The organism is Desulfovibrio sp. SGI.102 (assembly GCF_050314315.1).
Lineage (GTDB): Bacteria > Desulfobacterota > Desulfovibrionia > Desulfovibrionales > Desulfovibrionaceae > Desulfovibrio.
In genome coordinates this window covers 1-25853 of the sequence record NZ_JBNPNC010000023.1, presented here as the reverse complement: position 1 = coordinate 25853, position 25853 = coordinate 1, and the positions used below count along the sequence as shown (strand labels likewise).

Annotated in this window: 23 protein-coding genes and 1 CRISPR repeat array; of the genes, 14 read left to right on the top strand and 9 right to left on the bottom strand. The window is 64.7% G+C overall.

The genetic code is table 11. The features are described from left to right. Positions 1-12: 12 nt before the first annotated feature. Together ACQRCJ_RS06725 and ACQRCJ_RS06720 are read left to right on the top strand one after the other, a co-directional pair. Positions 13-708 carry an ABC transporter permease gene (locus ACQRCJ_RS06725; RefSeq protein ID WP_006006694.1) on the top strand — a complete coding sequence of 232 codons (696 nt, stop codon included), beginning with the start codon at positions 13-15 and terminating at the stop codon, positions 706-708. Further along, positions 705-1355: an ATP-binding cassette domain-containing protein gene (locus ACQRCJ_RS06720; protein ID WP_204675074.1), complete on the top strand. Its 651-nt coding sequence runs from the start codon at positions 705-707 to the stop codon at positions 1353-1355. Before ACQRCJ_RS06725 ends, ACQRCJ_RS06720 begins: the two co-directional genes overlap by 4 nt. Positions 1356-1498: 143 nt before the next feature. Beyond that, positions 1499-2128: a CRISPR direct-repeat array (repeat unit 36 nt; unit sequence GCCGTGGTTGCCCTCCCAATTTCCCTCTGCTAATCT). 100 nt (positions 2129-2228) lie between these two features. Here the strand turns inward: ACQRCJ_RS06720 and cas2 are convergent. From cas2 to cas9, 3 genes are read right to left on the bottom strand one after another with little or no spacing between them, the layout of a single operon-like run. Beyond that, on the bottom strand, positions 2229-2558 hold the full coding sequence (cas2, locus tag ACQRCJ_RS06715; RefSeq protein WP_204626565.1) for a CRISPR-associated endonuclease Cas2: 330 nt from the start codon (positions 2556-2558) through the stop codon (positions 2229-2231). A gap of 9 nt (positions 2559-2567) precedes the next feature. Further along, positions 2568-3467 (bottom strand): type II CRISPR-associated endonuclease Cas1, encoded by a 900-nt coding sequence (gene cas1 / locus ACQRCJ_RS06710; RefSeq protein ID WP_427799517.1) that lies wholly within the window; start codon positions 3465-3467, stop codon positions 2568-2570. Beyond that, on the bottom strand, positions 3464-6760 hold the full coding sequence (cas9, locus tag ACQRCJ_RS06705; RefSeq protein WP_427799516.1) for a type II CRISPR RNA-guided endonuclease Cas9: 3297 nt from the start codon (positions 6758-6760) through the stop codon (positions 3464-3466). The genes cas1 and cas9 overlap by 4 nt, the downstream gene beginning before the upstream one ends. Positions 6761-6872: 112 nt before the next feature. Between cas9 and ACQRCJ_RS06700 the strand changes: the two genes are divergently transcribed. From ACQRCJ_RS06700 to ACQRCJ_RS06685, 4 genes are all read left to right on the top strand, one after another. Further along, positions 6873-7178 (top strand): hypothetical protein, encoded by a 306-nt coding sequence (locus ACQRCJ_RS06700; RefSeq protein WP_168935838.1) that lies wholly within the window; start codon positions 6873-6875, stop codon positions 7176-7178. Between the two features lie 271 nt (positions 7179-7449). Further along, a complete protein-coding gene (locus tag ACQRCJ_RS06695; protein WP_168935837.1) occupies positions 7450-9192 on the top strand; it encodes an aldehyde ferredoxin oxidoreductase C-terminal domain-containing protein in 1743 nt (580 codons plus the stop codon). Between the two features lie 86 nt (positions 9193-9278). Then, positions 9279-9518, top strand: coding sequence for a MoaD/ThiS family protein (locus tag ACQRCJ_RS06690; protein WP_006006681.1), 240 nt, complete (start codon positions 9279-9281; stop codon positions 9516-9518). A 151-nt stretch (positions 9519-9669) separates the two neighbouring features. Beyond that, positions 9670-10476 (top strand): ThiF family adenylyltransferase, encoded by an 807-nt coding sequence (locus ACQRCJ_RS06685; protein WP_168935836.1) that lies wholly within the window; start codon positions 9670-9672, stop codon positions 10474-10476. A gap of 577 nt (positions 10477-11053) precedes the next feature. Here the strand turns inward: ACQRCJ_RS06685 and ACQRCJ_RS06680 are convergent. From ACQRCJ_RS06680 to ACQRCJ_RS06670, 3 genes are read right to left on the bottom strand one after another with little or no spacing between them, the layout of a single operon-like run. Continuing rightward, positions 11054-12277 (bottom strand): DNA polymerase IV, encoded by a 1224-nt coding sequence (locus ACQRCJ_RS06680; RefSeq protein WP_297159038.1) that lies wholly within the window; start codon positions 12275-12277, stop codon positions 11054-11056. 44 nt (positions 12278-12321) lie between these two features. Next, the gene (locus ACQRCJ_RS06675) at positions 12322-14040 is read right to left on the bottom strand and encodes a cation:proton antiporter (protein ID WP_204626442.1); all 1719 of its coding nucleotides are present in this window, start codon (positions 14038-14040) and stop codon (positions 12322-12324) included. Further along, a complete protein-coding gene (locus ACQRCJ_RS06670; RefSeq protein WP_204626443.1) occupies positions 14037-14459 on the bottom strand; it encodes a secondary thiamine-phosphate synthase enzyme YjbQ in 423 nt (140 codons plus the stop codon). Before ACQRCJ_RS06670 ends, ACQRCJ_RS06675 begins: the two co-directional genes overlap by 4 nt. A gap of 169 nt (positions 14460-14628) precedes the next feature. On the opposite strand from ACQRCJ_RS06670, the gene sppA reads away from it, so the two are divergent. Continuing rightward, complete coding sequence (gene sppA / locus ACQRCJ_RS06665) at positions 14629-15717, top strand: signal peptide peptidase SppA (RefSeq protein ID WP_204675116.1); 1089 nt, start codon at positions 14629-14631, stop codon at positions 15715-15717. A gap of 278 nt (positions 15718-15995) precedes the next feature. Here sppA and ACQRCJ_RS06660 read toward each other — a convergent pair whose 3' ends face one another. Then, positions 15996-16766: a TlyA family RNA methyltransferase gene (locus ACQRCJ_RS06660; RefSeq protein WP_168935833.1), complete on the bottom strand. Its 771-nt coding sequence runs from the start codon at positions 16764-16766 to the stop codon at positions 15996-15998. Positions 16767-17224: 458 nt separating this feature from the next. Between ACQRCJ_RS06660 and rpmE the strand changes: the two genes are divergently transcribed. The 3 genes from rpmE (at position 17225) to prfA (ending at position 19660) form a co-directional block, all read left to right on the top strand. Then, positions 17225-17437 carry a 50S ribosomal protein L31 gene (gene rpmE, locus ACQRCJ_RS06655; protein ID WP_040369638.1) on the top strand — a complete coding sequence of 71 codons (213 nt, stop codon included), beginning with the start codon at positions 17225-17227 and terminating at the stop codon, positions 17435-17437. A 129-nt stretch (positions 17438-17566) separates the two neighbouring features. Further along, the gene (locus ACQRCJ_RS06650) at positions 17567-18553 is read left to right on the top strand and encodes a DUF1385 domain-containing protein (protein WP_240937697.1); all 987 of its coding nucleotides are present in this window, start codon (positions 17567-17569) and stop codon (positions 18551-18553) included. A 36-nt stretch (positions 18554-18589) separates the two neighbouring features. Beyond that, on the top strand, positions 18590-19660 hold the full coding sequence (gene prfA / locus ACQRCJ_RS06645; RefSeq protein ID WP_168935832.1) for a peptide chain release factor 1: 1071 nt from the start codon (positions 18590-18592) through the stop codon (positions 19658-19660). A 132-nt stretch (positions 19661-19792) separates the two neighbouring features. Here prfA and ACQRCJ_RS06640 read toward each other — a convergent pair whose 3' ends face one another. Next, positions 19793-20119 carry a hypothetical protein gene (locus ACQRCJ_RS06640; protein ID WP_321032245.1) on the bottom strand — a complete coding sequence of 109 codons (327 nt, stop codon included), beginning with the start codon at positions 20117-20119 and terminating at the stop codon, positions 19793-19795. Positions 20120-20450: 331 nt separating this feature from the next. On the opposite strand from ACQRCJ_RS06640, the gene truB reads away from it, so the two are divergent. The 4 genes from truB (at position 20451) to ACQRCJ_RS06620 (ending at position 25101) form a co-directional block, all read left to right on the top strand. Next, entirely contained in the window at positions 20451-21377 is a 927-nt protein-coding gene (gene truB / locus ACQRCJ_RS06635; protein WP_006006655.1) for a tRNA pseudouridine(55) synthase TruB, read from the top strand. Positions 21378-21402: 25 nt separating this feature from the next. After that, a complete protein-coding gene (gene rpsO / locus ACQRCJ_RS06630) occupies positions 21403-21672 on the top strand; it encodes a 30S ribosomal protein S15 (protein ID WP_040369636.1) in 270 nt (89 codons plus the stop codon). Between the two features lie 171 nt (positions 21673-21843). Further along, the gene (pnp, locus tag ACQRCJ_RS06625) at positions 21844-24096 is read left to right on the top strand and encodes a polyribonucleotide nucleotidyltransferase (RefSeq protein WP_204626447.1); all 2253 of its coding nucleotides are present in this window, start codon (positions 21844-21846) and stop codon (positions 24094-24096) included. A 15-nt stretch (positions 24097-24111) separates the two neighbouring features. Beyond that, a complete protein-coding gene (locus ACQRCJ_RS06620) occupies positions 24112-25101 on the top strand; it encodes a hypothetical protein (protein ID WP_427799515.1) in 990 nt (329 codons plus the stop codon). Between the two features lie 512 nt (positions 25102-25613). Here the strand turns inward: ACQRCJ_RS06620 and ACQRCJ_RS06615 are convergent. Continuing rightward, on the bottom strand, positions 25614-25853 hold a 240-nt coding region (locus ACQRCJ_RS06615; protein WP_427799514.1), incomplete at its 5' end, for a hypothetical protein.

Here is a 25853-nt window from a genome sequence, read left to right as displayed (position 1 = left end):
TCCTGGTGCTCTATGGACTATCTGGTCAACGGCTTCTGGGCGGCCTTCGCCCTGCTGGCCAATATGGACGACGCCACCTTCTCGGCCATCACGGCCACGCTGGTGTCCACGTCCTACGCCATGGCGGCATCGCTGCTCATGGGCCTGCCCATGGGCTTTGCCCTGGGCTATTGTGATTTTCCCGGCAAAAAGTTTTTGCGCCTCATCTCCGACACCCTGCTGGCCTTCCCCACCGTGCTCATCGGCCTGCTGGTCTATGCCTTCATCACCTATCGCGGCCCGCTGGGCGAATGGGGCCTGCTCTTCACTCTGCCGGGCATGGCCATCGGCCAGACCCTGCTGGCCCTGCCCATCGTGGTCTCGTGGGTGGCCCAGGCCGTGGAGGGCCTTGACCCCCGCTGCCGCCAGACCCTGCTGACCCTGGGCGCCCGGCCCCTGCAACTGGCCTGGCTGAGCCTGTGCGAAGTGCGCTTCGCCATCGCCATGGTCTGCCTGACCGCCTTCGGCCGCGTCATCACCGAGGTGGGCATCGCCATGATGCTGGGCGGCAACGTGCGCTATCATACCCGCACCATGACCACGGCCATCGCCCTGGAGACCAGCAAGGGCGAGTTCGCCCAGGGCATCGCGCTGGGCCTGGTGCTGCTGTTCATGGCCTTTGCCATCAACGTGCTCATGACCTTCATCAAGCACCGGGGGCGCATATGAGCCTTTTGTACGAAGTCCGCGGCCTGGTGCGCCGTTACGGCCGCGTGACCGCGCTGGACCTGCCCGCCCTGGGCGTGGACGAGCTGCGTATCCACAGCGGCCAGGTGCTGACCCTGGTGGGCTACAACGGCAGCGGCAAGTCCACCCTGCTGCGCCTGCTGGCCTTTCTGGAAGAGCCCGACGAGGGCCGCATCATCTATCATGGCGGCGAGGACCCGCGCCGCGAGGTGAGCCTGCTGCTCCAGGAACCCTATCTGCTCAAGACCACCGTGTTCGAGAACGTGGTGCTGGGCCTGAAGCTGCGCGGCCGTCGGGACGGTCTGGAGGACGCCTATCAGGCCGCCATGCGGCAGGTGGGCTTCGATGATCCCGATGCCATGCGCCGCCGCGGGCCCAACGCCCTTTCCGGCGGGGAACGCCAGCGCGTGGCCCTGGCCTCGCGCCTGGTGCTGCGTCCGCGCGCCCTGCTGCTGGACGAGCCCACCTCCAACGTGGACGTGCGCAGCGCCCGCGCCATCGCCGCCGCCGTGGCCCGGTGCCGGGCCGAAGGCGCGGCCATCGTCTGTTCCACCCACGATCCCGCGCTCATGCAGGCCCTGGGCGGGGAACAGCTCAAACTGGGCCAGGGCTGGAGCCTGGAAGGCTAGAGGGCCGGGCCAGGGGTGAGACGGGGGAAGGAGGGGGCCCTTTTTCTTGCGGAAAAAAGGGCCCCCTCCTTCCCCCGTACCCCCATCCTCCCCGCCAAAAACCGCTCATACGGGTCTGTGCGCGGCTGTCAGGCGTCTGGCTGGCCGTGGTTGCCCTCCCAATTTCCCTCTGCTAATCTCGGCGCCAGTAGTGATTCACCGAGGGCGGCGCCGTGGTTGCCCTCCCAATTTCCCTCTGCTAATCTTCATAGGCGACCTGTTCGGCATAATCATTTGCCGTGGTTGCCCTCCCAATTTCCCTCTGCTAATCTTCGCCCTCCGTCAGTTCGCGGGCGCCTCGTGCCGTGGTTGCCCTCCCAATTTCCCTCTGCTAATCTGAAGCGGGCGCTCTCCACGTCAGCCGCATCGCCGTGGTTGCCCTCCCAATTTCCCTCTGCTAATCTGTTCTGATCGCAGTACCGCCAAAACTCCTGGCCGTGGTTGCCCTCCCAATTTCCCTCTGCTAATCTGCTCACCGGCCCCGAAGGAGAATTGACCCAGCCGTGGTTGCCCTCCCAATTTCCCTCTGCTAATCTCCATTGCGGGCATGAGGGGCTGACCGGCAGGCCGTGGTTGCCCTCCCAATTTCCCTCTGCTAATCTCCGGTTAACCTTGCGCCACGTTGTCTTGGCGCCGTGGTTGCCCTCCCAATTTCCCTCTGCTAATCTTTGGACACGCGGGGACAAGCGGCAACGGCCGCCGTGGTTGCCCTCCCAATTTCCCTCTGCTAATCTGGAAAATGGAAAACCTTGTGTTTTTACTGGAGAAAACAGTGTTTTTTTCCGGTAAGAGCACAAGGTTTTTCCGTATGGGGCGCTGTATGGGCAGCACTTTTTAGAAAAGCAGCAATTGCGTGGCCGCCTCCTTTTCCATGACCGGCATGTCCCCCACCAGCAATCTCATGCGGCCGTACTGTTTTTCCGTCACCTGCAGCAGGCGCACACAGCCGTGCGGCGGCAGGTTCTTTTGCAGCCGCCGGATATGGGTCTCCACATTTTCCGGGCCCCGGCAAACGCGGGCATAGACCGAGAGCTGCACCCGGTCATAGCCGTCCCGCAGCAAAAAGTTGCGGAAGCGGTTGGCCTCCCGCTGGTCATCCTTTGTTTTGACCGGCAGATCGAAAAAGACCAGCAAACGCATGTATCGCACCTCTTCCGCGGGCATGCTCCCCCCTTATTCCCCAAGCTGGGGAAAGGGCGGTAGAGGCCCTTTTTCGGCATAATAGGCACGCACGGCTTCCACCTGACGGCCCACGGCCTGGGGCAGCAGGCAGCGGCCCCCTTCCCAGTCCACCTGCCCGTGCAGCAGGCCCAGCAACGCGGCCTTGTCCGCCGGAGCCAGTTCCGCGTCGTCCCCGGCCGGGCCCGCCTCCAGATGGCGCGCCACCAGCAGGTCCGCGAAAGGTCGCCAGGCTTCCATCATGTCGTCGGCCAGATTGAAGGCATTGTACGGGCCCCGGTGATGGATGCCCAGCGCCGGGGCAAAGCCCCGTGCCGCCAGTTCCCGTGCCACACAGGCCCGCAGCAGAGCATAGGCATAGTTCAGCAGGCTGTTGCGCCTGTCCTCGGCGTCCGGGTCACGCCGGAAGTGGCGGAACAGGCGGCTCCAGTACAGGCGGGCGGCCGCGGCTTCCACATTGTCCGGGTCGCCGCTGCCCACTTTTGTCCGCAGGGCCGCCACCCGCTCCGCGCCGTCACGGCCCAGCAGGCGCAGGCAGGCCGCCTGATTGCCGATCTTGGCCCGCACGCAGGCCTGCCACAGCCGTTTTTTGCGTACTTCTCCCAGTGCGACCTGGGCCTGCAGGGTGGACAGTTGCCGGTAATAGGGCGCCAGCGGCAGCACGGCCGCACAGGGCATGTGCTGGGCATCCACGGTCAGCAGCAGGCAGCCCTGTTCCGCGCAGGCCGAAAGCAGGGCCGCGCTCAGGCGGGCCTGGGGCGTGTCGATGACCACAAAGCCCAGGTCTTCCAGCGGCAGGGCCACGTCCTCTTCCCCTTCCCGGCGCAGCAGCAGGCGTCCGGCCCGCAGGTCCAGCCGGGCCGGGCTGCTGATGCACAGGCCCCGCCAGCTCATGGCCGGCCCCGGGGATCGGCCTCGCGGCGGACCGGCGACAGGCGGCCGAAACGGTCCACCCGGTATTTTTCAAAACGCTTTAACGTGGTGATGCCGATGCCCTGAATAACGTTTTGCTTGTCATGAGCCAGGCTCAGGCTGATGGCGCTCGTATTTCTGTTGGCACCCGCAAAATACCCCTCCTTGACCTCTCCCTTGCGGTTTTCCGTCAGTACATAGCAGTCCGGCGTCAGGGAAAAGAGAAAACGGTAATCCGCCGTCATCTCGCGCCAGTCCTTTTCGTCCTTGTGTGCGACACAGGCCCGCAGGGGCAGGCGCTTGTCCGCCACGTCCTTGGCATAGACGGGCACCATGTAGAACTTGCCGTCACGGCTGTAGATGTCCGTGCGCACCATGCCGCCGTTGCTGGCCTGGGCCTGTCCCGATCCCCGTTGCAGCACCACGCCGCTGCTGAACTCTCCGGCGCAGACGCGCACATGCCGGATGATGTCGCCATGTGCCGAGCGGGGCAGGGCATCCCCGGGCTTGCCCGCATCCAGCCAGCGGCGCAGGGCCGCCACCACGTCCGGGCAGCGGGCGGCGTCCTTGATCTTGTCCAGGTCGGCCGCCGTCAGCCTGGCCACGGCCTTGCGCTCGTACAGCACGCGCCGCGTCTCCCCGTCGGGCTGCCGTTCCTCGCGTATGGCGCGCAGGGTCTCCTCGTGCAGGGGGCCCTTGGTGCGGCCGCGTTCCACGCGCGAGACGAAGACCGAGCCCAGGGCCCGCCCCACCGTGGCGCTGAAATCCTGCCACGGGCAGGGGATGTGCAGGCGTTCGGGGCCGTTCTCCTCCCGCTGGAAAGCCCGCACCATGCGTTGCAGCATCCCTTCGCTGCACGCGGCCACCAGCAGGGCGTCCAGGGCGTGATGCCGGTCGCCGGAGCGCTGGCCGTCGATCTTTTTCAGGGCCTGCACGCCCCAGTGGCGGCGTAAAAAGTCCGTCACCTGCCCCGGCCGTGCGAAGAAACGCCGCCGCGTCCTGCCGTCCGCGTCCTGCATGGGCACGTCATGGCGGGCGTACTCCTCCTCCAGCCAGCGCAGGGTCAGGCGGGCCACATAACCGGAATCCGTCAGGTTGCGGGCATGGAAGCGCCCCTGTACCTCGGCGTTCAGGTCGCGCAGCAGGTAGTTACGCTTTTTCAGGCCCTTGAGCGGCAGGCTCTGGACCCATTGCTCAAAGTCGTGCCAGGCCTGCGGCTGTGCGGCCCCCAGCCATTCCCACGGCGTCCTGCCGCCCTTGGCCTGGTTGGCCGCGTGGCAGCACAGGCAGAGGTTGTGGAAACTGTTGTCAAAGGTACGGCTGCGCGGCAGGATGTGGTCCACCTGCACGGCATTGACGCCGTCGGCCAGCCAGTCCGGGGGGATGCTGCCTTGCGGCATGGCATCGCCGTAGGCACGTTCGCCGCCCGCATGGCGCCACAGCATGTAATAGGCGCACTTCCCGTCCTGCTGCCTCCACAGTTCATAGCGCTGCACTTCCCCGGCGCTGACCGTTTCCGGGCTATTGCCCAGTAATTGGGCCACGGCTTTGCGGGCGGCTTCCTTTTCTTTGGTGCGCCGTTCCAGGCCCCGCGAGATGCGGTTGCGTTCCTCACCGCTCTTGCCTACCTCGCGCAGCAGCTCCACATGCACCCGGCCGGGCAGAAAGCCGAACTCGCGGCAGATGGCGGAGAACTGGCGGCGCACCTCGCGGAAGACGCGCAGGACCACCGGATTGCGGATGTCCGTCACGTCGGTCTTTTGGGCCGCGCGCGGGTCGAACCCGGCCAGCTCGCAGGCGGCGGCATATTCGCCGCAAGCCAGCATATGCGGCAGGATGGCTTCCATGGCCCGCAGGCTCAGACGTGCCGTGCCCTGAAAGATGCCCAGCTTCCCTTCCCCGGCGGCCTGTGACAGGGCCGCGATCCGGGGCGCGGCCAGCGGCAACAGGGCCAGCACGGCGCGGATCTGGTCCAGATCATTGAGTTCGGACACGATGCGGGCCACCGCATCAGTCAGGCGCAGCCCCGCCATGCCCCGCGCCAGCAGGGCCGCCGCCGGGGCGGACAGGGCGCCCGTGGCGGCCAGCCGGGCGGCGTCGGCCTCGTCCAGACGCTGTTCATGCAGGGCTTCATATGCATCGCCAAGGATGCCCCTCAGGCAGGCCGTGCCCTGGCAACACTTGCCGGTACGCATGACCACGTCCGCTTTTTCGGGATCCTGGACGTTGCCCTTTTCCGTCACACCGTAGGAAAGGCCCGCAAAACGGCAACCGGCAGGCAGGCGCAGTACCTGCCGCAATTTTTTGTAGGTGACGGACTGCACGCTGCCGAAAACGGCGCACGCCGCCTGCCGCTGTTCCTCGCTCAGGGGCGTCTCTTCCCCTGTTTCCTGTCGCAGGCGCATATTGCACAGCGCCTGGACATAACGGAACAGTTCGGCCGTGGGGGCGAAGCGCGGGGCCCGGCGCTCCCCTTCCAGAAAGGCGCACGGCCCCACCATATGGCTGACGGGAGCCAGCGGCCGCTGCGCGAAGGCCAACTCCGCATAACGGCACCGGACCTCCTCTCCGGCCAGAGGGTTGCCAAGCTCCCGCTGGCGTGTGAACAGGATATCCACCTCGTTTTCCTGCAAGCTGCGCAGCATGCACAGGTCATAACGCGGTGCGCCGGTATGGTCGGCCCGGTTGCGACGTCGCTCCCGCGAGGCCAGCAGGGCACCGACGGTCAGGCCGCTGGCCTCCACTTCCTGCTGCAGATTCGAGACAGCCTGCAATACCTGGCCCATCTCCTTGTCACTGCCGCTGCGGTCAGTCTTGCTGTTGGAACGGAAACCGCGATGCTTGGCGATATGCAACAGCACCACGGCCCATTCCCGGGCCTCCAGCCGTCGCTCCAGCCCCTCGCGGCGCAATTGCCACGGATCGCATTGCGCGCCCCGCCCTTTGCCCAGATGGAACGCATCGGCATCCCGGACGCCGGGCACTCCCAGGCTGTCCAGCAGGGCACGGACACGCCGCATCCTTTGGGCCCGCCGCGCCGTCGTCCGGCGCTGCATGCGGGCCGTGCGCCGCTTTACGTTCAGCAGCTCCTTGGTCTTGGCGTTTTCGGGAACATGGAACAGCCGCACCCCCAGGGCATAGGTTGTCTCTCCCTGCGGGGTCTGCCGTTGCAGCAGGCGCTGTTCGCCTGTTTGAAGGTCTTCTTCCAGCAGGGCCCAGCCCAGAGAGCCCACGCCTATGTCCAGTCCGAGGATAACGTCGTCACGTACCTGCATAGGAATATCCTTGACAGTATATAGAATAAGAGGATACTTTTTATTTGCTCTTTAGCAGAGGGCAGTTGGGAGCGCAACCACGGTAATCTTTTCTGTGGAAAAGAGCTCCTGTATGGGGATGGATTTTAAGATCTGTCCCCATACATCTTTTCTAAGAGTCTTTTTTAAATATCATGCTGTATTATGCTCTGTTTTGCAGTTGACTAAAAAATTATGTGCTGCTTTTTTAACAGCCTTTTTTGCTGGTTATGACAGCTTTGTTCCCGGTCAAAGACAACGGTCAGGGCTGCTGAAACGAAACACGCTTTTCCCTGTTTTTTCGAGGAAAGGCGTGTTTCGTTTTTCTGTCGCCAACGGTCTTTTCGAGGGCTGCCAGATGGTTAGTCTGCATGAGGGGAAGGCAGTTTTTCCGTCCTGACTGTCAACAAAAAACACGCTTTTGCTCCAGACTTGGATATTGCCGGGCAAAAGCGTGTTTTTTGTCGTGTTTTATGAAATTTTTTTAAGAATCAGCGCTTCAAGGGCCGCATCCCTGCCGGAAGCGTGTCCGTTTTGGGGAGGGGCAGGGCCGGAAGCGTGTCTGTTTTTCCGTTTTCTTGACCAATTTTTTTTTGCGGGACTAAGGTGGGTCAAACTGGATGGATGTACTGCTGAACTGCCTTGTTTCGCATCAATCAAAGGAGAGTTTCATGTTCCGTTTCCTGCGGGTCAACATGGCCGCCAAGACCTGTGTGTTTGAAGATATCCCCGAAGAATACGCCGGTCTGGGCGGTCGTGCCCTGACCTCCACCATCGTGGCGCGCGAAGTCAACCCCATCTGTACGCCGCTGGGCCCCCACAACAAGCTGGTGTTCGCTCCCGGCCTGCTGGGCGCCACCAACAGCCCCAACGGCAACCGTATTTCCGTGGGCTGCAAGAGCCCCCTCACCGAAGGCATCAAGGAATCCAACTCCGGCGGTCAGCCCGGCGGCCATCTGGCCAAGCTGGGCATCATGGCCATCATCGTTGAAGACATGGCCACCGAAGGCGAATGGTGGCAGCTGGAACTGAGCAAGGACTCCGCCAAGCTGGTGCCCTCCACCGTGGCCGGCCTCAACAACTTCGACGCCGTCGCCAAACTGGTGGAGACCTACGGCGACAAGTGCAGCTATGTGACCATCGGCCGCGCCGGTGAGTTCAAGCTGACCGCCGCCAGTATCGCTTTCACCGACCGCGAGCTGCGTCCCATGCGTCACGCCGGCCGCGGCGGCGTGGGCGCCGTCATGGGTTCCAAGGGCCTCAAGGCCATCATCATCAACCCCGAGGGCGGCAAGAACCATCCTCTGGCGGATGAAAAGGCCTTCCGCGAAGCTTCCAAGCGCTTCGCCAAGGCTCTGACCGAGCATCCCATCACCGGCAAGGGCCTGGCCGAATACGGCACCGGCGTGCTGGTGAACATCCTGCACGAAGCCGGCGGTCTGCCCACCGCCAACTTCACCGTGGGCCAGTTCGACAAGCACGAAGGCGTGTCCGGCGAGACCATGAACCGCCTGACCAAGGAACGCGGCGGCGAAGGTGCCGTGGCCCACGGCTGCATGAGCGGCTGCATCATCCGCTGCTCCGGCCTGTTCCCCGACAAGCAGGGCAAGTTCCAGAGCAAGTGGCCTGAATACGAGACCCTGTGGTCCTTCGGTCCTCACAGCGGCATCAGCGACATCGACGCCGTGAGCCGCTTCGACTACATGTGTGACGACATCGGTGTGGACACCATCGACGTGGGCGTGGCCGTGGGCGTTGCCATGGCCGGTGGCGGCATCCCCTACGGTGATGCCGAGGCCGTGAAGGCCGCCATGCAGGGCATCAGCGACGGTACCCCCCTGGGCCGCATCATCGGCTGCGGTACCGCCACCACCGGCCGCGTGTTCGGCGTGCGCCGCGTGCCCTGCGTCAAGGGCCAGAGCCTGCCCGCGTACGATCCTCGCGCCGTCAAGGGCGTGGGCGTGACCTACGCCACCACCCCCATGGGCGCCGACCACACCGCCGGTTACGCCGTGACCGCCAACATCCTGAGCTGCGGCGGCAAGGTCGATCCGTTGAAGCCCGAAGGCCAGATCGAACTGTCCCGCAACCTGCAGATCGCCACGGCCTCCGTGGACTCCGTGGGCCTGTGCCTGTTCACCGCCTTCGCCATCCTGGACATCCCGGATGCCCTGGCCGCCATCGTGGACATGCTCAACGCCAAGTACGGCTGGCAGCTGACCGGTGACGACGTGGTCACCCTGGGCCAGCGCATCCTCTCCACCGAAATCGACTTCAACCGTCGTGCCGGCATCACCGAATCCGCCGACCACCTGCCCGATTTCTTCGTGGACGAGCCCGTGGCCCCGCACAACACGACCTTCGACATCTCGCACGAAGAGCTGAAGACGGTCTTCAACTGGATCAAGAAGTAGCATAGACTGAGACCGGGCCCGCCTTTGGGGCGGGCCCGGATCGTCACACTTTTTCTTGACCGGCGGACGCCATCATCGGAGGCAGCATGAGCATACTCGTCAAACTGAGCACGACCCTGCGGGACTATGTACCGGGATATGACCCAGAAGCGGGGATAACGCTTGATGCGCCCGAAGACGCCACGGCTGCCGATGTGGCAAGGATGGTGGGACTGCCGCTGGAAGAGATAAAAATCGTCATGATCAACGGGCGTCAAAAAGAGGTCCAGAGCAAGATATGCGACGGTGCTCGTGTGGCCTTTTTTCCTGCTGTCGGAGGAGGTTAGACGCCCGTTGATCATGACACCCATCACATCGCCATCCCCTGGGGAAGGGGCATGTTCCGCGGCGTTCCCGCCCTGGACTGCGTCCAGGATACGGGAGCGCCTCGGCGCGTTCCTGCACGACGGCTCGCTGGCCTCATGGGCCGGGCCGCATGTGCTGCGCCGGGCTGCGGACGGTACGCCCTTCGTCGGCGGCACTGCCATCCGGCAGCTGGCCGCAGGGGCCGTCCTTCCCGAACGGGAGGTGATGGTCGCGCTCCTGCAAGACGGCATCTGGCCGGAACGCTTCCGTAGAAACTACGGTGTTTTTTCCGCTGATGCAATGGTTCATCTGTTGCAAACTCGTGTCTTCGTGCTGGGCTGCGGCGGTCTGGGCGGGCATGTGGCCTCCCTGCTGGCGCGGCTGGGCGTGGGGGGCCTGCGCCTGTGCGACAGCGACATCTTTGAGGAGAGCAACCTCAATCGTCAGTATTTCTGCACGGAAAGCACGCTGGGCCAGCCCAAGGCCGTGGCCACGGCGCGCGGTTTGTGCGACATGGCAGGCTATCTGGCCCTGGATGTGCGGCATGCGGAAGCGGATGAAAAAAATTTGCCGGACATGCTGCAAGATGTGGATGTGGCCCTGGATTGTCTGGACGACCTTGCGCTGAAAATGCTATTGGAAGAACGTTCCGCCGCGGCGGGGGTGCCGTTCGTGCACGGCTCCGTGCTGCGGGCCGAGGGTTTCGCACGCGCGGCCCGTTCCGGGCGCCTGCATCTGCGGGAACTCTACGCTTCCGGGCTGACCAGCGAGGAAGCGGGCAGTGCCCGCCACGAAGGCGTCATCGCCACGGCCCCGGCCGGGGTGGCCTGCCTGATGGTCTCCCTGTGCCTGCGCCTGCTGCTGCGGCCCGATGCCGGGGATTCGGCCCTGTTCCATGCCGATCTTTCCGTGCCGGAACTGGAACGCTTTGAATTTTAGCCATTGCGTCCTGCCGGGCATCTTTTTGCGGAGATGGCCTGACAGCGCACACCATATTTCTCCACAGCCGACTACCTGCGCCCGACGCACAGGCGGGCAGGCAGTGCGGGGCTGCCTTGGGGGGCGGCCCGGCCGGAAGAATTCTCCTTCTTCCGGCCTTTTTTGTTTTTGTGGGGAAAGGGGCGGGTCGCCTGCGCGGCGGGCGGCAAGGGGCCGGGGGCTCGGCGCCCCCAGGCCCCCTGCACCCCCGTGCCCCGCCTTGGTCCCCAGTGCTGTGACGGCGCGCCGTAGGCGGGGCAGCACAGCGCCTTCGGCGCACGCCGCCCAAGCGGCGCGCTCAATACACGGGACGACAGCCTGTAGGCGGCAAGGATCGCAGTGCACAGGGGCCAGACAGTCCATATGCGTGGAGCAACAGTTACTGGATTCTGGGCCGCTGTGAGATCCTGCAGGCACTCTGCGTCTTATAGGAATGCCCCAGAGAACGACGCATGACAGGCCGTCTCGTCAGGGGCGGCCTGTCTGGTAAAGCGCGCTGGGGAAGGGGAGGGGGAACCCCTCGCCTCAAAACATCATCTTAATCATCCTCGCCATCATCGCGTGGGCGGAAGAGGCGGCCGCGCTGGACGGCCTGTTTGCCGAATTTGCCCCGCAGGTTGTCCAGGGCGGCGTCCAGACGGCGGCGTCGGGCCTCCTGCTCGGGGTCGCGGCCCTGTACGCCGCGGAACACGCCGGGCAGCAGCTCCTGGGTGGGGGCGTTGCCGAAACCGGACACGCCCAGGCCGATGAGCCGCACCGGCTGGGGCAGGGCTTCGGCTTCCAGCAGGGCGGTACCGGTCTCGTAGATGGTCTCGGTGCTGTCCGTGGCTTCGGGCAGGGTGCGGGATCGGGTGATCTGACGGAAATCCGCGAATTTGACCTTGAGGGTCACGGTACGGCCGCGCAGGCCGTGACGGCGCAGCGAGGCCCCCACGCGCTCGGCATGACCGAGGAGCATGGTCTTGAGGAATTCCCGGTCGCGGGTGTCGCGGGCAAAGGTGGTCTCGGCACTCTCGCTCTTGGCCTCGTGTTCGGGCACCACCGGCCGGGGATCGATGCCCCGGGCCCGGGCGTGCAGCTCCCGTCCCCATTTGCCGAAACGCTGTTCCAGAAGCTCCGGGCCGTAGCGGCGCAGCTGCTCCACGCGGCGGATGCCCAGGGCCTCCAGCTCGGCCACCATGCGTCTGCCCACGCCGGGCAGACGGCGCACGTCCAGCCCGCCCAGAAAGCTGTCCACGTCGTCCGGCCGCAGGATGTAGATGCCGTCGGGCTTGTTGATGTCCGAACAGATCTTGGCCAGGAATTTGACCGGCGCCGCGCCCACGGAACAGGTCAGGCCGCCGGTGACCTCGCGTACCCGGGCCTTGATGGCCGGGATGAGCTGCTCCACCGGGCCGAACAGACGTTCCAGCCCGGTGGCGTCCAGATAGGCCTCGTCGATGCTGGCCGGTTCCACCAGCGGGGAAAAGTCCTGCAGGGCGGCCATGATGCGGCCGGATATCTCCACATAACGCCGGCGGTTGCCGCGCACGAAGATGGCCTGCGGACACAGCCGCCGGGCCGTAGTCATGGGCATGGCCGAATGCACGCCGAAGCGCCGCGCCTCATAGGACGCGGTGGAGACCACCCCGCGCGTCTCGCCGCCGATGATGACAGGCTTGCCGCGCCACTCCGGGTGATCCATCTGCTCCACGGAGGCAAAGAAGGCATCCATGTCCAGATGCAGGATGATGCGGGGAAAAGGATCGGACAAAGACCGCATGAGGCATCCTTTGCCGGGCCGCGGTCAAGACGGCCCGGCGTCGATCAGCTTTTTTGCGTCGAGGGGCTCTCGGCGAAGACTTCGCGTACACGTTCCAGTTCCGCTTCCAGGCCGGTACGCCCCACACCCAGATCGTCCAGCAGGAAACGGGACATGCTCAGGGCCACCTCGCGTTCGCCGCTGAAGGCGCCCTCTACGCCCATGCTGCGCAGGCTGTCGGCCTCGCTGGCAAAGGGCGTGTTGACGAAGATGCGCAGATCCGGGTTGATGGCACGGGCGATGGGCACCACTTCCCTGGCCGGGATGGCCGGGGCCGAAAGCAGCAGGGCCTGCGCCTGTGCCAGACCGGCTTCGCGCAGCACTTCGGCCTGGGTGGCGTCGCCGTGGACGGCCGGACGCCCCAGCCCGCGCAGGCGACGGACCGTGTCGATATTGGCTTCCACCACCACCGGCAGCATGCCGTGCGCCCGGACGATACGGCACAGGCTGCGGCCCACGGGGCCAAAGCCCACGACCACCACACGCGGCAGCCCGTCGGCATCGGTCTGTCCGTGCTCCATACGGGGCAGACGGGCGCCCAGGCCCAGGCGTGCCAGCAGGCGGGCCAGGGCCCCCACGCGCCGGAAGAGCAGCGGATTGAGCGTGATGGAGAGCAGGGCCGCCGGGATGACGGCGTTGCTGATGCTGCTGTCGAACAGGCCGAAGCTGACCCCCATGGCTATGAGGATGAAGGTGAACTCGCCTATCTGCCCCAGCGAAAGGCCAACGGAAACGGCCAGACGCAGCGGCTTGCGGGCCGCGAGGCAGACCAGGAAGGCCAGCAGGGGCTTGAGCAGCACGATGACGCCCAGGGCCAGCAGGAAAAGGGGCCATTGTTCCAGCAGGGCGGCGGGGTCGAAGAGCATGCCCACGGATACGAAGAACAGCACCGCGAAAGCATCACGCAGGGGCAGGGCCTCGGCGGTGGCGCGGGCGCTGAAATCGGACTGGCCCACCACCATGCCCGCCAGGAAGGCCCCGAAGGCCATGGAAGCGTCGAAGAACAGGGCCGACCCCACGGCGATGCCCAATGCCAGTACGATGACCGCCAGCGTGAACAGGTCGCGGGTGCCCGTACGCGCCACATAGCCCAGCAGGGCGGGGATCAGGCGCTGCCCGGCCACGAGGGTGAAGACCGTGAGCGCGCCCAGCTTGAGCAGGGTCTTGCCCAGTATCCACCAGATATTGCCTTCTCCGGCGCCCAGGACAACGGGCAGGAGCACCAGCAGCAGGATGGTGAACAGATCCTCCACCACCAGCCAGCCCAGGGCCACATGGCCGGTAGGGGTATGCAGCACATGGTTGTCGGCCAGGACGCGGGTGAGCACCACCGTGCTGGCCACGGAGACCGACATGCCGAAGACCGCGCCCGCCCAGAGGGAAAAGCCCCAGAACTGGAGCAGGAACATGCAGGACAGTGTCGTGAGCGTGATCTGCACTGCGGCCCCGCCCAGAGCGATGCCGCGTACGGCCAGCAGGTCCTTGAGATGGAAATGCAGGCCCACGCCGAACATGAGCAGGATGATGCCGATCTCGGCCAGTTGCGAGGCCAGCCCCGCATCGGCCACGAAGCCCGGCGAATGCGGCCCCACCAGGATGCCCGCCAGCAGGTAGCCTACCAGGGGCGACAAACGGAGCTTCTGGGTCACGAAGCCCAGGACGAGGGCTGCCCCCAGACCTCCGGTGAGGGTCAGGATCAGGGAAATGTCGTGCGGCATGCTCATGGGCGTGCATCCTCCGCGCCGGGGAGCCACCGGGCCCAGAGCGTGCGCTGCCGGGGGCCGTCGCCTTCGCACAGATAGATGGACTGCCAGCGGCCCAGCTGCAGCTGGCCGTCCTCCACGATGAGCATCAGGCTGGGGCCGTGCAGGGTGGTCTTGATGTGGGCGTCGCTGTTGCCTTCGGCATGGTCGAAATCAGCGTCCTGCGGCACCATGGCGCTGAAAAAGCGCACCATGTCGCGGCGGACGTCGGGGTCCGCCCCTTCGTTGATGGTCAGGCCGCAGGTGGTGTGCGGCGAGAAAAGCAGCAGGGCACCGTTGCGGCGGCCCTGCTGGCGGCCGCGGGCCACCAGTTCCCGGACCTGGGCGGTGATGTCGCGCATTTCGCAGCGGCTGCGCGTGGCCACGGACAATGTCTCCATGATGGCTCCTTGTTTTTCCTGTTGGATGGGCTTAGGGTCGGGACGCATTCCCCGCCTGCCGCACGGCACGTTCCGGTGCGTCGCGGGCGGCGTGTCCTTGGAGCCTGTCCCGCTGGGGCAGGGGCCGCACTTTGGCGGCCATCCCGGCATTTTTTACCCGAACACTCCCATGCAAATCAATGATCCCGAACGTACCCGGCAGGCTGCGCCCGAGCTGCGTCTGGATGCTCCCGGAGCCGACGACTTCACGGAACATCCCCTGAGCATGAACGGCGAGGCCCCGGCCGGCAAAAGCGTCCGCAACGGCAAGGGCGCCCCGGCGGCTCCTTCCTTCTCCTGCTCCACGTCCTGCCCGCTTTCGCATGTGCCGCAAAAGGCCTGGCTGCACCTTTTCCGGGTGCCTTTCCGCAAACGTCATCCCGTGATCTTCTGGGGCCTGCTGATCCTGCTGCTGGGCGGCATCGCGGCCTTCATGGTCTCCCAGGCCACCGGTCTGGGCAGCGAGCGCATCGCCCTGGTGCGCGTGACCGGCCCCATCATGGACATCGACGCCCAGCTGCGCTGGATCGACAAACTGGGCCGCATGCCCGGCGTCAAGGGCGTGCTGGTGCGTGTGGATTCCCCCGGCGGCGGTGCCGCCGCCTCGCAGGAACTGTATGAGGCCCTGGCCCGTCTGGGCAAGGACAAGCCCATCGCCGTCAGCATGGGCAGCACAGCGGCCTCCGGCGGCCTGATGGTCAGCATGGCGGGCAAGCGCGTCTTCGCCAATGCCTCCACCGTGACCGGCTCCATCGGCGTGCGTATGGACATCCCCCAGATCCGGGGCCTGCTGGACAAGCTGGGCCTTGGCCGCCAGACCCTGACCACCGCCCCCTACAAGGACGCCGGTTCCATGCTGGAGCCGCTCACCGCGGAAGAAAAGGCCTATTTCCAGGGCGTGCTCAAGGACATGCACGAGCAGTTCGTGGACATCGTGGCCCAGGGCCGTCATATGGATCGCGCCCGCGCCGCGCGTCTGGCCACGGGCAAGATCTTCACCGGCCGCGAAGCCGTGGAGCTGGGCCTTGTGGACGAGCTGGGCGGCCAGCAGGCCGCGCACCGCTGGCTGGCCGATGTCTGCAAGGTGCCCGTGGACCAGCCCCTGCTGACGCCCCCCAGCGAAGACGAATGGTGGGAAAAGAGCCTCAAGACCTGGTTCGGCCTTGATGCCGATGCCCTGCTGGGGCGCGAGACTCCGGCCTTCCTGTACAGCTTTTAGGAAAGCCATGCCGGTGGGACGGCCTCACAGGATTGATGCCTGCCGCCGGTAGCCCGGTAAATATAAAAAGCCCTGCCTTCAACGAAGGCAGGGCTTTTTATCGTTTGTAGCGGTCGTCATGGAGCCTTGCTGATACCGGAGGGCGTCCCCTGCTTTCCCCTATTCCCCAATAAAACGCGCTGGGGAAGAGGAGGGGAGCTTGAGGGGAGGGGGAACCCCTCTCGCGCTAGCAGAGGGGTTCCCCCTCCCCTCAAAAAAACACCCCCTCACAGCTCCGGTCAGGGCCGGGCGAAGAGGGCCATATATTCCTGGTTGCCCTTGGGGCCCTTGATGGCGGCGGGCAGCACGCCCCGGCTCTCCAGGTGCAGGTTCTCGGTGCAGAAGCGGACGATCTTGTCCACGGCGCGCTGGCGGGCGGCCTCGTCGCGCACGACGCCCTTGACGGTCTCGCCGGGGCCCAGTTCGAACTGCGGCTTGATGAGCACGGCGGCCAGACCGCCGGGCTTGAGCCAGGTCATGCAGGGCGGCAGGATGAGCGTCAGGGAGATGAAGGACACGTCGGCCACCACCAGGTCCACGGGCTCGGGGATGAGCTCGGGCGCGGCGGCGCGCAGGTTGACGCCTTCCAGATTGATGACGCGCTCGTCGGCACGCAGCTTCTCGTGCAGCTGGTTCTTGCCCACGTCCACGGCATAGACGCGCGTGGCGCCGTGCTGGAGCAGACAGTCCGTGAAACCGCCGGTGGAGGCACCGGCATCAAGACAGACCATGCCGCTCACGTCGAGCTTGAAATTGTCCAGGATGGTCAGCAGCTTGTAGGCGCCGCGACTGACGAAGCGCTCCTGCCCCAGCAGCTCGAAGACCGTGCCTTCGGGATAGGGATGCCCGGGCTTGTCCACCTTTTGGGGCGGGGCGCCGGGGGGCAGTCCTTCGGAGGAGAGCGCCACCTTGCCGGCCATGATGAGACGGCGGGCCTGTTCACGGCTTTCGGCCAGGCCCTGCATGAAGACCAGTTGATCCGCGCGCTGGCGGGCGATTTTTGCACACATGGCCGCACTGTAGCCTGTCGGCCCGGCGCTGGCAACCGGCCCCGGGCGGAGGGGGCAGGCCGGGGCCCGCATACATGGGCGGGGCGTATCCGTTTTTCGGTGGAGATTACCGGCGTGGCCCCGTGTGACGGGATCGGCGGTGGAGGTCCCTGCCCCGTATCTTCGTCTGGATGGCCGGCCATCTTGCCCCGGATGCCCTCCCGGCTGTGCCTGCCGGGGCACGGCCTTTGCCTGCTGTCCGCTGTCCGCAGCAAACGTCCTTATCTTCGGGCCCCTGCCGTGACGGGCGGCCCGGCCTTGCCCGGAGCGGGAAAAAACTCCGGGAAAACGCCCTTCCGCCGGGGCAGGGGACTTGCCAAAGCTGCGTTTATGGGCTATTGATTTGGGCCCTGATGCGCAAAAGCCGCGCAGAAGACGACTATTGACGGCATATGCCGTTGCCATACGAGGTAAGGATCATGAAGAAAGATATCCATCCCAAGGTGTTCAACGCCACCATTACCTGCGCTTGCGGTAATCAGGAACAGGTGCTCTCCACGAAGGGCGAAGAAGTGCACGTCGAAGTGTGCTCCGCCTGCCATCCCTTCTTCACCGGCAAGCAGCGCTTCCTGGATACGGCCGGCCGTATCGACCGCTTCCGCAAGAAGTACGCCAAATTTGAAAAGAAGTAGGCGCTGCCGCGCAAGCGGTGTGCTGCCCCGCGTCTGCTGGACGCGAACGTTATCCCACCTCTGGCGGAGGCGTTGGAATCTTTGGTTTCACGCTCCCGCCGGAGGCTTGGCGTTTTTTTGAGGGAGTCTATGCGCCTGTCCCGTCTTGTTTCCCTGATGCTGACGGCCGGCTGCCCCACCGTGGGCGGGCAGGCCGTTCTGGAAGGCGTCATGATGCGCAATGGTGACGCCTACGCGCTGGCCCTGCGCCGTCCCGACGGCGAGATCGTGGCCCGGCGCATGCCCTGGTTCTCGCTGACACGGCATCCCTGGCTGAAAAAGCCTTTCGTGCGCGGCTTTCCCGTGCTCATCGAGACCCTGGTCAACGGCATCAAGGCGCTCAACCGTTCCGCGGAACATCAGGCCGAAGGCACCGAGGAAGAGCTCAAGGGCTGGCATCTGGTGCTGACCCTGCTGCTTTCCCTGGCCATGGCCGTGGGCCTGTTCGTGGTCGTGCCGCACCTGCTGTCGCTGCTCATGCAGTGGCTGGAGCTGGGCGGCGGGGTGGAAGGGCTCACCTTCCATCTGTGGGACGGCCTGTTCAAGTGCCTGATCTTCATGGGCTATATCTGGGCCATCTCCTTCGTGCCCGATATCCGGCGCGTGTTCCAGTACCATGGCGCGGAGCACAAGGTCATCCATGCCTTCGAAGCCGGGGGCGACGTGGACGCCGCCACGGCGGCCCGCATGAGCCGCCTGCATCCCCGCTGCGGCACCACGTTCCTGCTGTTCGTCATCAGCATCTCCATCATCCTGCATGCGGTGCTGGTGCCCCTGCTGCTGTTCATCTACTGCCCGGAAGGGGCGGTGGCCAAGCAGGCATTGACCATCGTGTTCAAACTGCTGCTCATGGTGCCCATCAGCGCGCTGGCCTATGAGCTTATCCGTTACGCTGCCCACATGCCCGACGGCTTCATGGCCACGCTGCTGCGGGCCCCCGGCCTGACCCTGCAGCGCATGACCACAGCCGAGCCCGACGAGCGCCAGCTCGACGTGGCGGTGGTGGCCCTGCGCGAAGCCCTGGGCGCCCAGGCGGGCGACAATATCATCACGGCTCCCTACCGGCGCGACGCCTAGTCGCCCCGGCGGGGCCATACATTTTCTGGAGTTCGCATGTTTGCCAAGCTGGAAGGTCTTGAAAAAAAGTATATGGAGCTTGAACAGGCGCTTGCCCAGCCTGACGTCTACAATGACCAGGATCAGTACCGCAAGCTGACCAAGGCGCATGCGGACCTGCGCGACGTGGTGGAGCTGTTCCGCCGTCATCGCAGCCTCACGCAGGAACTGGAAGAGAACAAGCAGCTCCTGCACGACAGCGATCCGGACATCAAGGCCATGGCGCAGGAAGAGATCGCCGCCGCCGAAGCCGAGCTGCCCGAGCTGGAGCACAAGATCAAGGTGCTGCTGCTGCCCAAGGACCCGCTGGACGAAAAGAACACCATCCTTGAAATCCGCGCCGGTACCGGCGGTGAAGAAGCGGCCCTGTTCGCCGCCGACCTTTTCCGCATGTACACCCGCTATGCCGAGATCAAGGGCTGGAAGGTGGAGATCATGAGCGAATCCCCTTCCGACAGCGGCGGCTACAAGGAAATCATCTGCCTCATCTCCGGTGACCGCGTGTACAGCCACCTCAAGTTCGAGGCCGGTACCCACCGCGTGCAGCGCGTGCCCGCCACCGAGACCCAGGGCCGCATCCATACTTCCGCCGCCACCGTGGCCGTGATGCCCGAAGCCGAGGAAGTGGACGTGGAGATCCGCCCCGAAGACCTGCGCATCGACATCTATCGCGCCTCCGGTGCCGGCGGCCAGCACGTCAACAAGACCGAGTCCGCCGTGCGCATCACCCACATCCCCACCGGTACCGTGGTGACCTGCCAGGACGAACGTTCGCAGCACAAGAACAAGGCCCGCGCCATGAAGGTTCTGGCCTCCCGTATCCTGGCCGCCGAGCGCGAGCGCCAGAACAACGAACTTTCCGCCGACCGCAAGGCCCAGGTGGGCTCCGGTGACCGCTCCGAGCGCATCCGTACCTACAACTTCCCCCAGGGCCGCTGCACCGACCACCGCATCAACCTGACCCTGTACTCTCTGGACCGCATCATGGAAGGCGAAGTCGAGCCCCTGTTCGAGGCTCTGGCCACCGCCGCCCAGACCGAGGCCCTCAAGGCCGAGGCCGAAGCCTAGGCCGCAGACGATTTTCCGAAAAGAGAGGACGGCCCGTCGGATGCTTTCCGGCGGGCCGTTTTTTTAGGCAGACAGCGTGCCGGGGCTGTCCCGGCGTATCGGGATGCCGGATGGCTGCTGCGAATGTCCGGTCTAGCGGCAGAAGAACGTCGTGTCGCGGGCATATCTCCCGTAGCCGTGGTGCCGGGTCATGTCGTAGGCCGCGACGGCCGCGACCAGCAGGACGGCCGCCACCAGCAGGGGGACAACCAGCGAGCGCATGCCCAGGTAATGGCGCAGGGGCTTGCTGTTGATGCCCATGTGCAGCAGGGCCGTTACCATGAAAGCCACGCCGAAATATTTGTGCAGATGCATGACGGTGAGCGAATCGAGGTGGAGCAGGATCAGCCCTCCGGTCAGGATGAGCACGACGGACGTGATGAGAAGGGCGATGCTGACTATCTGCCTGTAGTTGTTCATGGTCTGCCCCCATACTGGCTTGGATGCCGGATGCTACATCAATGCGGATGGCGGGTACAGGCTTTCGGTCGGGCCCGGGGCAGGGCCCGGCAAGCGGTCGCGTGGGAGGATCCTGCGCGCATCCGGTTGGTCCGGCGGCCGTATGTGGCATCTCCGTAAAGTCCGGCAAGGCGGGCAGCGTCTATAGATTTCCCGGACAGTTCGCCGCCCCCGCCGCGCGGCGGGGCCCCACAAATCGCTTGACCTTTGGCCCGCAACAGGCTATTGCCTGCCGCCATATGCCTGCGCTTTTGACTTCATGCCGCAGGCTTGCTATCATTATTTTTTGCGTATGACCGAACAGACTTCCACCGCCGCACGCAAACCGGCGCCGCTGCCCCAGCTGGACGGCGTCCTGGTGCTCAACAAGCCTTCCGGCCCCACGTCGGCCCGCTGCCTCTCGGCGCTCAAGCGCCTGGGCCAGCGCAAGATCGGCCACGCGGGCACCCTGGACCCCATGGCTTCCGGCGTGCTGCTGGTGCTGCTGGGACAGGGCACCAAGATCGCCTCGCATCTTCTGGCCGACGGCGGCAAGGTCTACAGCGGCCAGTTGCGCCTGGGCCTCACCACCGATACCTGGGACATCCAGGGCGAGGTGCTGACGGAATCCCCGTGGCAGCAGGTGACCGAAGCCGATGTGCGCGCCGAGGTGGCCCACTGGCTGACCCTGCACGAGCAGGAAGTGCCCGCCTATTCCGCGGCCAAGCACGAGGGCCAGTCCCTCTACAAGCTGGCGCGCAAGGGCAAGGAAGTGCCCAAGAAGGTCAAAAGCATGGAAATTTCGCAAGCGGACGTGCTCGAGGTCGAGCTGCCGTTTGTACGCTTTCGGGTCGCATGCAGTTCCGGCACCTATATACGCTCCCTGGCCCACAGCTTGGGGATGCGACTGGGATGCGGAGCCGTGCTCACGGAACTGACCCGGGAGTACAGTCACCCCTTCGGTCTCGAAGTGGCCTGCGGACTGGACGAACTGTCGGCCGATCCGGGCCTGCTGGTGAAGCACCTGCGCCCCCTTGCCGAGGCGCTGCCCCACTGGCCGGTGCTGGAGCTGGACGAAGCCGCCGAGGCCCGCATCCGTAACGGCATGGCCATCCCCTGCCGCGACGATGTGGGCGACAAGGCGCTTTTGCAGCGTCAGGGCATGCCCCTGGCTCTGGCCCGCCGTTCCGAAACGCCCCAGGGTCCCTGCTGGACCGTGCTGAGGGGCCTCTGGAATTAACTTACATCCGTAAAGGAGAACTGCTGTGGCTATGGACGCTGAACAGAAGAAAGTGGTTATCGACGCTCACGCCAAACACGAAGGCGACACCGGCTCCCCGGAAGTGCAGGTGGCCCTGCTGACCGCCCGCATCGAAGGCCTGACCGGTCACTTCAAGGTGCACAAGAAGGACTTCCACTCCCGCACCGGTCTGCTGAAGCTGGTTGGCCAGCGCCGCAAGCTGCTGAACTACCTGAAGAAGAAGGACATTCAGCGTTACCGTGCGCTGATCGCCAAGCTCGGCCTGCGCAAGTAATTACGATGGTTTGAGAGGGGGGGCCAAGCCCCCCCTTTTTGCAATCTCGCCTCACGACAACATTTAGCAGGAAGGGGGGTCCGGGAAGACCGGGCAGCACCTGTGGCCCAGGGCCGCACAGCGGGGCGCTGTTGCCCGCTTTTGCCGGAATCCCCTTCATACGAGGTCCACATGAACCAGGATATCTTCAATCCTACCCGCGTCACGGCCACCGTGGGCGGCAAGGAAATCATTTTCGAGACCGGCCGTCTGGCCAACCAGGCCCACGGCGCCGTCTGGGTGCAGTGCGGCGGCACGGTGGTGCTGGTGACCGTCTGCTCCCAGGCTCTGGAGTTCGACAAGGGCTTCTTCCCCCTCACCGTGGAATATTCCGAAAAGATGTACGCCGCCGGCCGTATCCCCGGCAGCTTCTTCCGCCGCGAGATCGGCCGTCCCTCCGAGCGTGAGACCCTGGTCTCCCGCCTCATCGACCGTCCCATCCGTCCCCTGTTCCCCAAGGGCCTGAACGAAGACGTGCAGGTGCTGGCCAGCGTCATCTCCGCCGACCAGGAGAACGAGTCCGACGTGCTGGCCCTGACCGGCGCTTCCGCCGCCGTCATGCTCTCGCCCCTGCCGTTCGAAGGCCCTGTGGCCGGTGGCCGCATCGGCCGCATCGACGGTCAGTTCGTGCTCAACCCCACCTTTGAAGAGCAGGAGCGCAGCGACCTGAACATCGTGTTCGCCGCTTCCCGCGATGCCCTGACCATGGTGGAAGGCGAAGCCACCTTCGTGCCCGAAGACGTCATCATCGACGCTCTGGAATGGGGCCGCAAGGAGATCCAGCCGCTCATCGACGCCCAGCTCAAGCTGCGCGAACTGGCCGGCAAGGAAAAGATGCCCTTCACCCCCCATCAGGACGATCCGGTGCTGGTGGCCCGCGTGCAGGAACTGGCCCGCGAGGCCGGCATCGAAGAAGCCCTGCGCGTGCCCGAAAAGCTGGCTCGCAAGGACGCCCGCAAGGCCGTCAAGGACAAGGTCATGGAAGCCCTGCTCAATGACCCCGCCTGGGCCGAGAGCGAAGCCCTGAAGGAAGTGGGCGAGATCATCGGCGACCTGGAAAAGAAGATCGTGCGTGCCCGCATCGTCAACGAAGGCGTGCGCATCGACGGCCGCGACACCAAGACCGTGCGCCCCATCCAGATCCAGACCAGCGTGCTGCCCCGCGCCCACGGTTCGGCCATCTTCCGCCGCGGCGAGACCAAGTCCCTGGTGGTGACCACCCTGGGCTCCTCCACCGATGAACAGCGCATGGACAGCCTGAGCGGCGACGTGACCAAGCGCTTCATGCTGCATTACAACTTCCCGCCCTTCAGCGTGGGCGAAGTGAAGCCCGTGCGCGTCTCCCGTCGCGAGATCGGCCACGGCGCCCTGGCCGAGAAGTCCCTGCGTCCCGTCATGCCGGCCGACGCCGACTTCCCCTTTACCGTGCGCGTGGTCTCCGAGACCGTGGAATCCAACGGCTCCTCTTCCATGGCTGCCGTGTGTGGCGGCTGCCTCTCTCTCATGGATGCCGGTATCCCCATCAGCGCCCCTGTGGCCGGTGTGGCCATGGGCCTGATCAAGGAAGGCGACAAGTTCATCGTGCTCACCGACATCCTGGGCGATGAAGACGCCCTGGGCGACATGGACTTCAAGATCGCCGGTACCGCCGAAGGCGTCACCGGCGTGCAGATGGACATCAAGATCACCGGCCTGACCACCGACATCATGCGCCAGGCCATGCAGCAGGCCCACGAAGGCCGCCTGCACATCCTGGCCGAGATGGCCAAGGCCCTGCCCGAGCCGCGCAAGGAACTGTCGCGCTACGCTCCCCAGCATGCCGAGATCTTCGTCAATCCTGACATCATCCGTCTGATCATCGGCCCCGGCGGCAAGAACATCAAGGCCATCACCACCGCCACCGGCGCCTCCGTGGACATCGAAGATTCCGGCCGCGTGTCCATCTTCGCCCCCACGGCCGACGCCCTGGAAAAGGCCCGCGAGATGGTCACCTACTATGACCAGCGTCCCGAACTGGGCAAGAACTACACCGCCAAGGTCAAGAAGATCATGGAGATCGGTGCCATCGTCGAAGTGCTGCCCAACGTGGAAGCCCTGGTGCATGTCTCCCAGCTGGACGTGAACCGCGTGGAACAGCCCGGCGATGTGGCCCGTCTGGGCGAAGACATGGTGGTCAAGGTCATCGAGATCAACGGTGACCGCATCCGCGCCAGCCGCAAGGCTGTGCTGCTGGAAGAACAGGGCCATCCCTGGAACCCCGAAGAGACCGCCCGTCCCCAGCGCGATCGCGGTGACCGCGGCAATCGTGGTGACCGTGGCGATCGTGGCGGCCGTCGTGAACGCGGCGACCGTGGCGACCGTGGCGGCAGGGGCGACCGTCGTTAATCGGAGGCACGAGCCATGACCAAGAAGAGCAAGGCCGAACAGGTCGAAGAAAAAGTGCAGGACGCTGCTCCCGCTGCCGAACAGGCGGAACAGATGGAAGGCGCCGACGCTGCCCGTCAGCCCTCGGAAGAAGAGCTGAAGGCCATGCTGCGCGGCGAGAACCGCCAGCATGACGAGGCCCTGGGCGATGCCTGGGCCGTGCTGCTGGGCCAGAACCCCATGGCCGTCATGCCGCAGGTGGTGGGTACGGTGCTGCACGATGGCGGCACCCGCCCCGCCTGGCAGTGGAAGCGCAGCGGCAAGGATTATGTGCTCATGGCCTGGCCCAAGGACCAGCCGTCGCGTGCTGCCGTGCTCATGCAGGCTGACGAAGGGGAAAAGTTCAAGCCCCTGTCCGCCGTGCCTTTCCTGGAAGGCCTGCCCAATGACCTGACCGTGGAAGACATCCATCCCTGGAGCCAGGGGGGCGGTGCCAACGTGGCCGTGAGCATGATCGAGGGCAAGAACCCCATGTGGTTCTATGATCCCCTGTATCTGCGCGACAAGGATGACCTGACCCCCGGCGTCACCCAGACCTTCCTGCTGTCCGGTCTGGCCATCGCCCTGCGCAAGGCCCTGCTGGATGACGTGAACATCACCCAGGGCCCCCAGTACGAAGCCTGGGCCGCCCAGTGGCTGGCCGAGAACTCCGGCAAGACCCGCCTGGACGTGCCGCCCCTGAAGATCTCCATGACCGGCCGTCAGCTCATCATGCCCGGCCGCCGCTTTGCCGAATACCAGGTGCGCACCAAGGTGGAGCGCGTGGACGACGTGAAGCTGGAAAAAATGGACATCAAGGTCCTGTACGTGCGCTTCCCCTTCGACCAGCGTCCGGACATGGTGCTGCCCATCTACGCCAGCAAGATGGTCCTGCGGGATTACGATCCCCAGGAAGGCGATGAAGTGGATGCCTATGTCTGGCTGCAGGGCCGTGTCATCGATATGGATGAAAGCCCTGCGCAATAATCCTGCACCCCAGGAACTGATGAAGGCGCCCTGCTGCAAGGCAGGGCGCCTTTTTTATATGCTTCGTGAGGTTCCTGAAAACTGTGATATGGTCAGAAAAATCCATATATTCCAGTGGTCCTGGAGTGCTTCGAGAGCATGGATGCACAGGCAGGGCATGAGAGGGATATGCCAATCCAGGCATGGCGGCTGTCCACACCGGCAGGATGCGGGCTTGCCTGTGGCAGCCAGGGGACTTCATGACTGCGGCGGCGTGTCCCGGACTGCCTGGAGGGGCTCCTTCCGTACTGTCCGGCTTGTGACGGCTGCCTTTCTGTTGTTTGCGGGAGGCTGGCTCTTATGTCATATCATAATGTTTTTATTTGATTTATCCGTACTGCAAACATATTGTATGAAAAATGTCATGAAGCGCTTTACTTTTTCTGGGGGAAGACGTACTGTCACAAACAGCTGGTTGAAAAACAGAGCTGCACGACGCGGAAGCGCCTTTTTGACGGTTCGAAAACATTTTTTCAATTTTTTGCGGAAAAATGCTTGACGGTGGGGTCGAAAAGGCGCATAAAGCCGTTCGCGCCAACGAGCCGGCCACGTCCGAAAGGGCGGCGGGAAAAGAAATTTTCCCGGATGGCAAAAAAAGTTCTTGACGCGGGTTTGAAAATGAGACATAAGTCTCCCTCGCGCCAACGAGTTGCCCCGACGGGGCCGCGAAAAAAACTTTCGCGAAAATGAAAAAAACTTGTTGACAGCGAAAA

What these genes read in the sequence shown, in the direction of transcription:
- ACQRCJ_RS06725 (WP_006006694.1), top strand. Translation starts at nt 13, where the DNA reads ATGGACTATCTGGTCAACGGCTTCTGGGCGGCCTTCGCCCTGCTGGCC.
- ACQRCJ_RS06720 (WP_204675074.1), top strand. Translation starts at nt 705, where the DNA reads ATGAGCCTTTTGTACGAAGTCCGCGGCCTGGTGCGCCGTTACGGCCGC.
- cas2 (WP_204626565.1), bottom strand. Translation starts at nt 2,558, where the DNA reads ATGCCCGCGGAAGAGGTGCGATACATGCGTTTGCTGGTCTTTTTCGAT.
- cas1 (WP_427799517.1), bottom strand. Translation starts at nt 3,467, where the DNA reads ATGAGCTGGCGGGGCCTGTGCATCAGCAGCCCGGCCCGGCTGGACCTG.
- cas9 (WP_427799516.1), bottom strand. Translation starts at nt 6,760, where the DNA reads ATGCAGGTACGTGACGACGTTATCCTCGGACTGGACATAGGCGTGGGC.
- ACQRCJ_RS06700 (WP_168935838.1), top strand. Translation starts at nt 6,873, where the DNA reads ATGGGGATGGATTTTAAGATCTGTCCCCATACATCTTTTCTAAGAGTC.
- ACQRCJ_RS06695 (WP_168935837.1), top strand. Translation starts at nt 7,450, where the DNA reads ATGTTCCGTTTCCTGCGGGTCAACATGGCCGCCAAGACCTGTGTGTTT.
- ACQRCJ_RS06690 (WP_006006681.1), top strand. Translation starts at nt 9,279, where the DNA reads ATGAGCATACTCGTCAAACTGAGCACGACCCTGCGGGACTATGTACCG.
- ACQRCJ_RS06680 (WP_297159038.1), bottom strand. Translation starts at nt 12,277, where the DNA reads ATGCGGTCTTTGTCCGATCCTTTTCCCCGCATCATCCTGCATCTGGAC.
- ACQRCJ_RS06675 (WP_204626442.1), bottom strand. Translation starts at nt 14,040, where the DNA reads ATGAGCATGCCGCACGACATTTCCCTGATCCTGACCCTCACCGGAGGT.
- ACQRCJ_RS06670 (WP_204626443.1), bottom strand. Translation starts at nt 14,459, where the DNA reads ATGGAGACATTGTCCGTGGCCACGCGCAGCCGCTGCGAAATGCGCGAC.
- sppA (WP_204675116.1), top strand. Translation starts at nt 14,629, where the DNA reads ATGCAAATCAATGATCCCGAACGTACCCGGCAGGCTGCGCCCGAGCTG.
- ACQRCJ_RS06660 (WP_168935833.1), bottom strand. Translation starts at nt 16,766, where the DNA reads ATGTGTGCAAAAATCGCCCGCCAGCGCGCGGATCAACTGGTCTTCATG.
- rpmE (WP_040369638.1), top strand. Translation starts at nt 17,225, where the DNA reads ATGAAGAAAGATATCCATCCCAAGGTGTTCAACGCCACCATTACCTGC.
- ACQRCJ_RS06650 (WP_240937697.1), top strand. Translation starts at nt 17,567, where the DNA reads ATGCGCCTGTCCCGTCTTGTTTCCCTGATGCTGACGGCCGGCTGCCCC.
- prfA (WP_168935832.1), top strand. Translation starts at nt 18,590, where the DNA reads ATGTTTGCCAAGCTGGAAGGTCTTGAAAAAAAGTATATGGAGCTTGAA.
- ACQRCJ_RS06640 (WP_321032245.1), bottom strand. Translation starts at nt 20,119, where the DNA reads ATGAACAACTACAGGCAGATAGTCAGCATCGCCCTTCTCATCACGTCC.
- truB (WP_006006655.1), top strand. Translation starts at nt 20,451, where the DNA reads ATGACCGAACAGACTTCCACCGCCGCACGCAAACCGGCGCCGCTGCCC.
- pnp (WP_204626447.1), top strand. Translation starts at nt 21,844, where the DNA reads ATGAACCAGGATATCTTCAATCCTACCCGCGTCACGGCCACCGTGGGC.
- ACQRCJ_RS06620 (WP_427799515.1), top strand. Translation starts at nt 24,112, where the DNA reads ATGACCAAGAAGAGCAAGGCCGAACAGGTCGAAGAAAAAGTGCAGGAC.